General features: G+C 45.0%; 7 protein-coding genes. 2 read left to right on the top strand and 5 right to left on the bottom strand.

Annotated features, from left to right (window positions below):
• The first annotated feature begins 214 nt into the window (after positions 1-214).
• The gene (locus HUN01_RS26055; protein ID WP_181928597.1) at positions 215-511 is read left to right on the top strand and encodes a hypothetical protein; all 297 of its coding nucleotides are present in this window, start codon (positions 215-217) and stop codon (positions 509-511) included.
• 4 nt (positions 512-515) lie between these two features.
• On the opposite strand, the gene HUN01_RS26050 is transcribed toward HUN01_RS26055, so the two are convergent.
• The 3 genes from HUN01_RS26050 to HUN01_RS26040 all read right to left on the bottom strand — a co-directional run bounded on the left by HUN01_RS26050 (position 516) and on the right by HUN01_RS26040 (position 8,206).
• Positions 516-1,427 (bottom strand): lysophospholipid acyltransferase family protein, encoded by a 912-nt coding sequence (locus HUN01_RS26050; protein ID WP_181932825.1) that lies wholly within the window; start codon positions 1,425-1,427, stop codon positions 516-518.
• Between the two features lie 497 nt (positions 1,428-1,924).
• Positions 1,925-7,084 carry a beta strand repeat-containing protein gene (locus HUN01_RS26045; protein ID WP_181928596.1) on the bottom strand — a complete coding sequence of 1,720 codons (5,160 nt, stop codon included), beginning with the start codon at positions 7,082-7,084 and terminating at the stop codon, positions 1,925-1,927.
• 60 nt (positions 7,085-7,144) lie between these two features.
• Positions 7,145-8,206 carry a TIGR03032 family protein gene (locus HUN01_RS26040; protein WP_181928595.1) on the bottom strand — a complete coding sequence of 354 codons (1,062 nt, stop codon included), beginning with the start codon at positions 8,204-8,206 and terminating at the stop codon, positions 7,145-7,147.
• Between the two features lie 412 nt (positions 8,207-8,618).
• On the opposite strand from HUN01_RS26040, the gene HUN01_RS26035 reads away from it, so the two are divergent.
• Positions 8,619-9,539: an alpha/beta hydrolase gene (locus HUN01_RS26035; protein ID WP_181928594.1), complete on the top strand. Its 921-nt coding sequence runs from the start codon at positions 8,619-8,621 to the stop codon at positions 9,537-9,539.
• A 105-nt stretch (positions 9,540-9,644) separates the two neighbouring features.
• Here the strand turns inward: HUN01_RS26035 and arsS are convergent, their stop codons facing one another.
• Together arsS and HUN01_RS26025 are read right to left on the bottom strand one after the other, a co-directional pair.
• Positions 9,645-10,637 carry an arsenosugar biosynthesis radical SAM (seleno)protein ArsS gene (gene arsS, locus HUN01_RS26030; RefSeq protein WP_181928593.1) on the bottom strand — a complete coding sequence of 331 codons (993 nt, stop codon included), beginning with the start codon at positions 10,635-10,637 and terminating at the stop codon, positions 9,645-9,647.
• 168 nt (positions 10,638-10,805) lie between these two features.
• On the bottom strand, positions 10,806-11,765 hold the full coding sequence (locus HUN01_RS26025; protein ID WP_181928592.1) for an inorganic phosphate transporter: 960 nt from the start codon (positions 11,763-11,765) through the stop codon (positions 10,806-10,808).
• Positions 11,766-11,793: the final 28 nt, after the last annotated feature.

Here is an 11,793-nt window from a genome sequence, read left to right as displayed (position 1 = left end):
TATGTACGAGTAGGTGACGAATATTGGTTAAAAGCGAGTGGAATAGTGGGCGAAAAAAGTTAAAATATTCTCACCTTAAAACTCTATCCCTTTATGGGTAGAGTATTCACCAATTCTGAATTCTGAATTCTGTATTCTGACTCCTGTTTTATATTGAGCGTGACTTTTAGTCATGTGAGGTTCAATATCTATAATTTTATTGGTGGTTGTCTAAGTGAAAATTATTGTTTACTGTAAATACTTCAATTTCAAAAATCCATTAGATAAACCAAAAATTGAGACATTTGTGGTAAATGTGCCTCAAATACCTAAGATAGGTGAAACAATTGTAGTCGAAAGAATTTCACCCCAAAAGCAGTTTGTAATTATCTTTGAGTACATTGTTACAGCAGTACAATTTAACGCTTCTAGGGAATCGGTTGATTCAGCAGATGCTCAAGTAAGTGCATTTTTAAACCACTGTTGGGAGGGAACATCAAATTTCAAAGTTACAAACTTTTTAGAACAATAATCCCTCACCACAATATATGATTCAGGAAATAACCTAACAGCTTTAATCCTGTCGGTTCTTGATAGTCAGTTGGCAACAAAGCCAGCATCGCATTCTGCAATTTTTCTAAAGCTAGGTCAACTTCCTGGCGTTTTGGTCTGGTTGTTTGGGCAAAGTGTAACGGTTCACCTACCCGAATTGTTAACTCTTTTCCCAAATAGAGGTCATGAGTTCCAATCAGCGCAACTGGAATAATTGGTACACCAGCCCGCAAGGCATAAATCACAGTCCCGCGCTTCAAGGGGAGATGCAACTGAGCCTCAGTAGTTCCTAGTCGTCCTTCGGGAAAGAGAATCATCCCATCCCCACGAGTCAAAATTGCCAGAATAATCCGGTCTATTTGTCGCAGTGTATGTATATCTTCCCCTGTGGGTACTGTCTGTTTAATTGCTGCGGCTAGCTCAACTAAATCTTGCTTTCCTGCTTTAGCCGCTTCCATGACAGCAATTTCTTCTTTCCACACCCGTTCTAAAGGAATCACGCCCCCCGCAAAATCCAGAATGAAGCGTTTCCAGCACTTGTTATAGAGGGTACGAGCATCACCCAGGATGTAATAGTAAGGTTGGGTGGGAAGTTCGGCTAGGAGAAGTAAGGGATCGATGTGGTGGAGATGGTTGACAGACAAGATTGCAGCTTGCTGAGGTATTCTTTCGAGGTGTTCTACCCGTACCTTAAAAAAGGAATGGATGAGCGATCGCATTACAAAACGACGCAGCCCAGAGCTAGCTTTGGGTTCAGAATGCCCCTGATTAATAGCTTCTAGGCGATTGAGAGTTTTTTCGATAATTTGACGAACAGCGCGTAGGCGTAGCCCGTCGTAGACATCGCTAGCCGCCGCTACACCCTCCTTTACCCGCTTGATTGCGGCGGTTGTCAAAGGCGGCAAAGTTTCTGATTGTGTTCTATTTTCCTGCTGATGGCTAGATTCTGTATGAACTTCGGAAGTTACTTCATCAGCTAGGTCTTCTTGAACAGATTCGCTAGAAGAACTTTTGATAACACCCTCTTTGAATTCATAAACTAATCATAATTCTTGAGGTTATATCATTAACCAACCTACGGTTAGAAGTTGTGGAATTATTTCAGGATATTTTAAATATATGAGGGTAATCCCAATACGGTTCGGTTAAGGGAAGAGACGCGATAAATCGCCGTCTCTACAATAATCAGTCCTTTGTAGAGACGGCGATTTATCGCGTCTTTGCGATCTAGGGCGTGTCATCAAAAAACCTTATCCGAACCGTATTGAGGGTAATCCAATTCCCTGTAATTCTTCCATAGCCAGAAGCTATTTTTATCTAAAACGGCAATTCATCCACTGTACTTTTTAGGTACGGTAGATGAATTGCAAGTGAATTGATAACAGTTATCGGACTATGCCTGCAACATAAAATCTGATGCCGTGAGAGTTGGCGCACCAGTTAAAGTTGCAAATAGACCACCACTGCCAAAACCAGCCGCGCTGCCATTTTGGTTGTAGAACAATTGCCCACTCACAGAATCGTAGACAATTTTTGCCGTGCTAGCCGCTGCTGAAGAAGTGATTTGAAAATCATTGGTATTACTGAAACCTGTTCCCGGAGCAGAAGCGATGCCTACGGCAACCCGAAGCGGGAACGCACTAAAGGTAGTCTTATCCAGTACAATTTTGTCACCTTCAGAACTGTTGAAATCAGCGATCGCATCAATACCAACAGCAGTGGTAGTAAAGTCAGCATTGCTGTTGTAAAGGAAAAAGTCAGCACCTACACCACCGATGAGAATATCATTGCCTCTGCCACCCACAAGAGTATCATTGCCTTCTCCACCGATGAGAATATCATCGCCTGACCCGCCCCGCAAAAGGTCATCACCACTATTACCATTAATGATATCGTTACCCCCTTGACCATTAATTACATCATTGGAGTTATTAAAACCCGCAACGTTATTGTTAAGGTCATTGAGGAAAGTAACAGTGTTCTTGTTAAAGAGATTAGTTTGAGTGGAGTTGGCATTGAAGACATCAAAACTGTCAGTTACACTGGTTTGTCCATCAAACAGGATATTACCAGTTGCAGGTAAGTTATCCAGATTTTCTAATTGGAAGTTTTGCAAGGTAACTTTCGTAGAAGCCGCATCCAAAAAGGTGAGTTCTAAGTTATCACCATTTTGAGTTAGTTGCAGATTTCGGGCAGTTAAACCACTACCAATAAATTGCAACGTATCCAGTTGGCTAATCACCGTTGCTGATGGATTTGAGCCAATTCCTGTTCCAGTAAAATCGGCGATAGTGTCATTTCCATCACCAAGGCGGAAGACAAAAGTATCGTTGCCATTGCCACCGGAGATGGTATCGTTGCCTCCATTGCCAGCAATCGTATCGCTGCCATTGCCACCAAGCAAAAAGTCATTACCATTGCCACCGGAGATGTTATCGTTGCCCTCATTGCCAGCAATCGTATCGCTGCCATTGCCACCAAGCAACAAGTCATTGCCATTGCCACCGGAAATGTTATCGTTGCCGGCACCACCAGAGATGGTATCGTCGCCTCCATTGCCAGCAATCGTATCGTTGCCGCCACCGCCAGAGATGTTATCGTTACCCTCACCAGCAGAGATGTTATCGTTGCCGCCACCGCCAGAGATATTAGCACCAACAGCGATCGCAACTCTAGCAGTACTAGTCAGGCTACCATCACTAATGGTGTAATTAAAATTGGCATCACCACTAAACCCATTAATTGGGGTAAACACGATGAAATCATCTGTCGAGTTGCCCGGAGTGCCGTTATCATTCAGCACAGCAGTGCCATTGGTTGCACCACTAACCCCAGTAATGCTGAGGTTACTGCTATCGATGTCTGTATCATTAGCTAGCAGAGTAGTAGCAAGGATGGTGACAGCAGTATTAAAACCAGTAGTTAGGCGATCGTTGACGGCAATGGGTGCATTGTTAACGGGCTTGACATTGAGGTTGAAAGTATTAGTAATGGTACCGCCATTGTCGTCGCTGACAGTGAAAGTGAAGCTGTCAGTGCCGTTGAAGTTGGCATCGGGGGTGTAGATGAAGAAGTCGTCACCGGGGTTGTCTGGAGTGTTGTTGTCGTTAAGTGACAGTGTGCCGTTAGTGGGGCTGGTGAAGTCACTAATAGTTAATGTATCGCTATCGACATCTGTGTATCTACGTAGAATATTGCTAGCAAGGATGTTAACGGCGGTATCTTCATTAGTGGTAGCCGTAGTTTGAAAGCCAAAGACCACGTAGCTTGACCCTGCCCCAGACTGACCGTTGGGGTCGGCACCTCTTGCACCGATAATCAAGTCATCGAAGCCGTCGCCATTGATGTCCCCCGCACTGCTGACAGACCTGCCTGAGATGTCATACGCAGCAATGCCGTTAATCACAAAGCCGTTGCTGCCATTGAGGGTTGAGAGGTTGATTTGGGCATCAAAGCCACTATTGCTGCCAAAGACCACGTAGCTTGACCCTGCCGCATACTGACCGTTGGGGTCGGCATTTGGTGCACCGATAATCAGGTCGTCGAAGCCGTCGCCATTGATATCCCTCGCACTGCTGACAGAATAGCCTGATCTGTCAGACTCAGTAATGCCGTTAATCACAAAGCCGTTCCTGCCATTGAGGGTTGAGAGGTTGAATTGGGCATCAAAGCCACTATTGCTGCCAAATACCACGTAGCTTGACCCTTCCGCATACTGACCGTTGGGGTCGGCACCTCTTGCACCGATAATCAGGTCATCGAAGCCATCGCCGTTGATGTCCCCCGCACTGTTCACAGAACCGCCTGAGTAGTCACGCTCATCAATGCCGTTAATCACAAAGCCGTTGCTGCCGTTCAGGGTTGAGAGGTTAAGTTGGGCATCAAAGCCACTATTACTGCCAAACACCACGTAGCTTGACCCTTCCCCATACTGACCGTTGGGGTCGGCACCTCTTGCCCCGATAATCAGGTCATCGAAGCCATCGCCGTTGATGTCCCCCGCACTGCTCACAGAACTACCTAATCTGTCAGACTCAGTAATGCCGTTAATCACAAAGCCGTTGCTGCCATTCAGGGATGAGAGGTTAAGTTGGGCATCAAAGCCACTATTGCTGCCAAACACCACGTAGCTTGACCCTGCCGTAGACCGACCGTTGGGAGAGGCATTTCCTGCCCCGATAATCAGGTCATCGAAGCCGTCGCCGTTAATATCCCCCGCACTGCTGACAGATCTGCCTGAGTAGTCATATCTATCAATGCCGTTAATCACAAAGCCGTTGCTGCCATTGAGGGTTGAGAGGTTAAGTTGGTCATCAAAGCCACTATTGCTGCCAAACACCACGTAGCTTGACCCGACATTATTATACTGATCGTTAGTAGAGGCATCTGGTGCACCGATAATCAGGTCATCGAAGCCGTCGCCGTTGATGTCCCCCGCACTGCTGACAGAAACGCCTGAGTAGTCACGCTCGTCAATGCCGTTAATCACAAAGCCGTTGCTGCCGTTAAGGGACGAGAGGTTGAATTGGGCATCAAAGCCACTATTGCTGCCAAACACCACGTAACTCTCCCCTGCACTATCCTGACCGTTGGGGGAGGCACCTGTTGCCCCGATAATCAGGTCATCGATGCCGTCACCGTTGATGTCCCCCGCACTGCTGACAGAACTGCCTGAGTTGTCAAACGCATCAATGCCGTTAATCACAAAGCCGTTGCTGCCGTTAAGGGACGAGAGGTTAAATGAAGTAACCTGAGGTGCGTCATTGACTCCGTTAATGGTCAAGTTGACACTAGCTGTATTATTCAAGCTGCCATTGTTGGTGGTGTACGTAAAGCTATCACTGCCGCTTTCACCAACAGCCAAGCTTTCAAATTGAGCATTTGGGTCGTAGGTCAAGCTGCCATTAGCATTAAGGGTAACTAAGGCACCAGAACTCAGAGTAATGGCAGTGCCAACAACAACTGTCCTACCATTAATAGCTGTCACCCCTAGGGAGTTGCTGTCGTTAGCTAAGACATCTATGTTAACGGCAGTGTCTTCGTCGGTGGTAGCCGTATCATTAACCGCGATAGGAGGTTTATTTGTAGGCGTAGGAGATGCAAAACCAAAGACTACGTAGCTTGACCCTGCATAAAGCTGACCATTGGGGGAGGCAGTAATTACCCCAATAATCAGATCGTCAAAGCCGTCGCCGTTGATGTCCCCCGCACTGCTCACAGAACTGCCTGATCTGTCAAACGGAATGCCGTTAATCACAAAGCCGTCACTGCCATCCAGGGACGAGAGGTTGAATTGGGCACCAAAGCTACTACTGCGACCAAACACCACGTAGCTCGACCCTGCCCCAGACTGACCGTTGGGGTCGGCAAAAGGTGCACCGATAATCAGGTCGTCGAAGCCGTCGCCATTGATGTCCCCCGCACTGCTGACAGAACTGCCTGAGTTGTCATCTGAGTCAATGCCGTTAATCACAAAGCCGTTGCTGCCATTGAGGGTTGAGAGGTTAAGATTGGCTGCAAACCCACTACTGCTGCCAAACACCACGTAGCTTGACCCTACCCCAGACTGACCGTTGGTAGAGACACCTGGTGCACCGATAATCAGGTCGTCGAAGCCGTCGCCGTTGATGTCCCCCGCACTGCTGACAGAACTACCTAATCTGTCAATCCCATCAATGCCGTTAATCACAAAGCCGTTGCTGCCGTTAAGGGACAAGAGGTTGAATTGGGCGTCAAAGCCACTATTGCTACCAAATACCACATAGCTTGACCCTGCATTATACTGACCGTTGGGGTCGGCATTTGGTGCACCGATAATCAGGTCATCAAAGCCGTCACCGTTGATGTCCCCCGCACTGCTCACAGAACTACCTAATCTGTCATACGCAGCAATGCTGTTAATCACAAAGCCGTTGCTGCCATTGAGGGTTGAGGGGTTGAATTGGGCATCAAAGCCACTATTGCTGCCAAACACCACATAGCTTGACCCTGCATTATACTGACCGTTGGGGTCGGCATTTGGTGCACCGATAATCAGGTCGTCGAAGCCGTCGCCATTGATGTCCCCCGCACTGCTGACAGGACTGCCAATGCCGTTAATCACAAAGCCGTTGCTGCCATTGAGGGTTGAGGGGTTGAATTGGGCATCAAAGCCACTATTGCTGCCAAACACCACGTAGCTTGACCCTGCCCCGATAATCAGGTCATCGATGCCGTCGTGGTTGATGTCCCCCGCACTGCTGACAGATCTGCCTGAGTAGTCAAATTGAGCAATGCCGTTAATCACAAAGCCGTTGCTGCCATTGAGGGTTGAGAGGTTAAATTGGGCATCAAAGCCACTATTGCTGCCAAACACCACGTAGCTTGACCCTGCCCCAGACTGACCGTTGGGGTCGGCACCTGTTGCCCCGATAATCAGGTCATCAAAGCCGTCGCCGTTGATGTCCCCCGCACTGCTGACAGATCTGCCTGAGTAGTCAAATTGAGCAATGCCGTTAATCACAAAGCCGTTGCTGCCGTTAAGCTCAGATAGATTTAAAACTGCATTAGCCATTGTTGTTGATTCTCCTTATGATTTTTTTGTCGGCTGTAGAAACGTGAAATTTCACGTCTCTCATCCCATCGTCACTATTCGCCGAATTTCATCACTCTTAAAACCGATCGCCATTGGATGACGCACCTCTGGTAGTGCCACCACATCGTATAATTCCAGTACCGCCCCCTCCATTCGCAGCGAATGCACAATATCGCCGCTTTTCAGGTCAATCACTAATAGCCCACAGCGAGGTTCAGCATTTTTTTGCAATAATTTCTCGTCTAGAGGCAAGCCACTAAAAGTCTTGTTGTGCCTGGGCTGAGAAACTCCGACGATCGCAAAGTCGCCATGAAATGCACAACCACGCATATATCCCGGACAAAATGCCACAGGTTCAAAGCTGCCCCGTTTCAAGTCTAGGTAGCCAAAATCTCCTGTCCCAGAGTTGAGTAACCACAGCTTATCTTTATACCACCGAGGCGAATGGGGCATGGAAAGTCCTGTGGTGACTATCTCGTTACTTTCCACATCAATGACGCAACCACCATCGGCCCGTCTGTCCCGCCATCCTTCTGCCACATCCGACTGACTCACAGCAGTGACGTATCTGGGTTGACCATCTCGTATTGCTAATCCGTTGAGATGACACCTGTCTTCTGCTGCCAATTTACTAATAAACGGCGGTTGCCACAGGGGAATGAAACTGTGGGTTTGACTGACTCTTGCTAAACAGCTAAATAAAGTATTGACAAATATTAGATTCTCTGAATCATTATTTGCTTGAGAATTACTTAGGGCGATATCATGGATATCTAAGTCTCCAGTCACATAACTCACTTGGGGCAAATAGACGGCATCGTAGTTGTCGTGAACTTGTCCCGGTTGTAGGGTGTTTTCAAAGCGCCACAGTTGATATAGCGAACTCATGTATAAGCTGCTACCTTGAGCATACAAACCCATGCAACGTTGAAAGGTGCGCTCGAAAACAGATAGTTTGCCGCTAGATTGCAAGCCGATGAAAAATAATTTCCCTGCTTGATAAGTGGTAAACGCCAGACTCAGATTTTGCTCGAATAGCCAGGGAGTAAACTGGCGGGAAGCGTTCACCTCGAAGGCAGGAGCTACAGGATTTTGATTCATTTTTCTCCTAGCAAGGAAGATGAAAGATATTCACGAGGCAGACACAACTTACGCTTAAAAACGTGGGATTGAATTAAGGATTGCTACTTGCTGTAGCCAGTCAAACCCTTTCAGCGCAGTGGTTTCGCTTTGTATCTTGCTGCACTTAACGCTCGTACCAATATCTTCTTTTTAAACTGGGTTTTCTATTGAGAACTAAAGTTTCTGCTAATACTTCTTTCCTCCAGCAAGAACTTCCTTCTGTTAATAAGAATAGAATGTTGGCTCATCGTTTCTTGTCCGTTCTTTTTTTACCACTTAAGCAAAGTCAGGTAACCTTCTTTACCCAATCTTTATAATTTGAATTTTTAGACATCAGATAAATCTTGACTTTTTAGTAGCTTGTTGGGAAAATACGTAAAAAATTAACCCTATGATTGACCATAGCGATCGCATACTCTCTCATAGAAAAGGTACATTCCAAGGTGTTGGAGGACTTGATCTTTATTACCAAAGCTGGCATCCACAGGGTAAAGTCCGGGCAATATTAGCCATTTTGCATGGACTTGGAGCACACAGCGATCGCTACGGTAATGTAATTCAGCATTTGATACCTAAGCAATACGCTGTCTATAGTTTTGATTTGCGTGGTCATGGACATTCACCAGGTCAGCAAGGCTATATCAACGCTTGGAGTGAGTTTCGCGAAGACCTGGGAGCCTTTTTAGAGTTAATTCAGACTCAGAATCCTGGATGTTCAGTTTTTCTTTTGGGTCACAGTTTAGGCGCAGTGATTGTTTTAGATTACATTCTGCGCTATCCCCAACAAGCATCATTATTACAGGGTGCGATCGCTCTTGCGCCAACTTTGGGAAAAGTTGGGGTTTCACCAATTCGGGTACTTTTAGGAAAAATGCTCTCACGGGTGTGGCCGCGTTTCACCCTAAATACAGGCATTGACATCAGCGCTGGTTCACGAGATCCGCAGGTTTTAGCCGCCTATGCTCAAGATACACTGCGACATACCCGTGCTAGTGCCCGTCTAGCTACAGAATTTTTTGCAACAGTTGATTGGATTAATGCTCACGCAGGTGATTGGCAATTACCATTGTTGATTCTTCACGGTGGCGCAGACCGAGTGGCTTTGCCAGCGGGAAGTGACATCTTTTACCAACGGGTAAATTGCCAAGATAAGCTGAGAATTGAGTATCCAGAAGCTTATCACGAGATTCAGAGTGACATAAATTACCGCGAGGTAATGGCTGATTTGGAAGATTGGTTGGAGCAACACCTACCATCTGAAGTGGCGCAGTTGGCATGGGGAAACGCTCAGTTAGAGTTTCCTAATTCTTAGCTTTCAGCACGTGAGGCTTGATTACCGAAACAGTTCTGAGTGCTGACTTGAGATCATGAGTGCAAAATCAACCTCCTGCCCCCTGCCCCCTGCCTCCTGCCTCCTTCACAGCAAAGCACCACTACAACTAGAACCAGACCCAGCAGTGCAACCATAGCAATAAGCAGCAGTTCGTATCTCACTAATCAAGTCTAAACTCCCAGCTTCTAACAATTTACCAACTGTCAAGGTTTCACCATTGCGAGTTTTTGCTGGCAAATTCATCATTTGGTTAAAGTCACAATCATATACATTGCCCAGATAGTCAATTGAAAGTTCATCGCGACACATTAAATGTTCAACTGTGCTGGGATTAAAATGCAACTCTAAAAACTGCAAATAGCTGGTGTACAGTTTTCTCCGTTCTAAATGCATTTTAGTTCTACCAACTGGTAGGTTGGTAATGGTGAAGAGGTTGTTAAACACAATATCAAAATGTTCTTGTAAGAACATTTTGTAATCTTGTTCTAGGTTACTCTGTTCGGGAGCTAAGGAAAAATTTTCACCATTGGGCAACTGGGGATTAAAAACCAAGTCCAAAATTAAATTTTCGTCTTTACCATAGCCGAGTTGATTAAGCCACTGTAAAGCCTTGACTGAACTATCAAAAACACCAGCACCGCGCATTTTATCAACATTATCGACTAGATAACAGGGTAGAGAAGCCACAATTCTTACTTGGTGTTTAGCAAAGTATTCTGGTAAATCACCAAATCCATCTTCAAAATAAATAGTCAAATTAGACCGGACAATCACTTGTTTACCAGTTGCTCTTGCTGCCTCTACTAGTGGCTTAAATCCATAATTCATTTCTGGTGCGCCACCAGTTAAATCCACAATTTTAATTTCGGGAAATTTATGGATTACTGAAATCAATTGTTCGCAAATTTCAGGAGAAAGTTCTTCTGTACGTTTTGGCCCGGCTTCCACATGACAGTGTGTACAGGCGAGGTTACAACGCTTACCTAGATTAATTTGTAAAACAGTGATTCCTTTTTTTGTCAAAGGTGAACTGAGTTTGTGGTTAAACGGTGTGACTGCTGTATATTGAGCTTGCATTATTTACTATTCCTTACAAATCACACAACTATATTCAATTTTTTGTAAGAATTCAGGAGTCAGAATTCAGGAGTCAGAATAACATTTGATGAATAAATATACTAATTATTCTAAGTTCCTTATAAATTCTGACTTCTGACTCCTGGGTGCTGAATTCTTACAATTTTTCTAACCTTGCAATAATCTGTAGGTTATTCCACTAATAATTGCAGCAGTAGGTAAAGTTAAAATCCACGATAGTAGGATCTGATAAAAAATACGCGTATTGGTTTTCTTGCCAATTAATCCTACACCAAAAATAGAACCAACTGAAACGTAAGTAGTGGAAACTGGAAGCCCAAACCGACTAGCGACAATGACCAAAACTCCAGTTACTATATTTGCTGATAAGCCTTGAGTATGATTCATTGAGGTAATCTTTTCACTCATAGTTACTGCAACTTTTTGGGAGTTTAGTAAACCGCCAAGTGCCATTGCGATCGCTATTGTGATCATTCCTCCCTGAATTGAGAAATATTCAATAATCAGGATGAGTGAAACAATTTTAGGAGTGTCATTTAATCCTCTTGCAAAACTGACAATTCCAGCACTGATAAAATGGCAAGTATCAATCATTTTTTTATTGACTGGTAGATGCCATTTTGAATTAATATAGTTAGATAAACTGTAAATTCCTGCCCCCAAGGAAATAGCAATAATTGGACTGAGTAATAGAGGTAAAATAAAGTAAGTTCCCAAAAGTGCGAAATTAACTTGAAGTCCAAATGCTACTAATCCAGCACCAAGAATAGCACCTGTCAAACTGTGAGTAGTGGAAATGGGAAACCCCATCAGAGTGGCGATGAGTACAGTTAAACCAGCAGCGATCACTACTGCTATATGAAACTCTGGGGCGTTAGCGATCGCATCAGGTACTAGTCCTTTCCCTGAGAAGTTTTTAATTAATGCCCCTGCGAAAAAAGTCGCAGTTATTGCACCAGCAAAGGTTGTAAAAGTTGCCCACAAAATTGCTGTTTGATAGCTGCTTGTTCGGCTACCAAACAGCGTTGCTACACCTTTGAAATTATCATTCGCACCATTTGAATATGCTAAAAAAAGCGTAGCTAAAAACAGACTAATTAACAACATTTTGGGGTTATAGAGAAGAAGTCATAAT

Origin of the sequence: Nostoc edaphicum CCNP1411 (assembly GCF_014023275.1) — a bacterium.
In the GTDB taxonomy this organism is placed as follows: domain Bacteria; phylum Cyanobacteriota; class Cyanobacteriia; order Cyanobacteriales; family Nostocaceae; genus Nostoc; species Nostoc edaphicum_A.
Note: the sequence above shows the minus strand (reverse complement) of the source record. Positions and strands in the feature narration are given on the sequence as shown.

What these genes read in the sequence shown, in the direction of transcription:
- HUN01_RS26025 (WP_181928592.1), bottom strand. Translation starts at nt 11,765, where the DNA reads ATGTTGTTAATTAGTCTGTTTTTAGCTACGCTTTTTTTAGCATATTCA.
- HUN01_RS26035 (WP_181928594.1), top strand. Translation starts at nt 8,619, where the DNA reads ATGATTGACCATAGCGATCGCATACTCTCTCATAGAAAAGGTACATTC.
- arsS (WP_181928593.1), bottom strand. Translation starts at nt 10,637, where the DNA reads ATGCAAGCTCAATATACAGCAGTCACACCGTTTAACCACAAACTCAGT.
- HUN01_RS26040 (WP_181928595.1), bottom strand. Translation starts at nt 8,206, where the DNA reads ATGAATCAAAATCCTGTAGCTCCTGCCTTCGAGGTGAACGCTTCCCGC.
- HUN01_RS26045 (WP_181928596.1), bottom strand. Translation starts at nt 7,084, where the DNA reads ATGGCTAATGCAGTTTTAAATCTATCTGAGCTTAACGGCAGCAACGGC.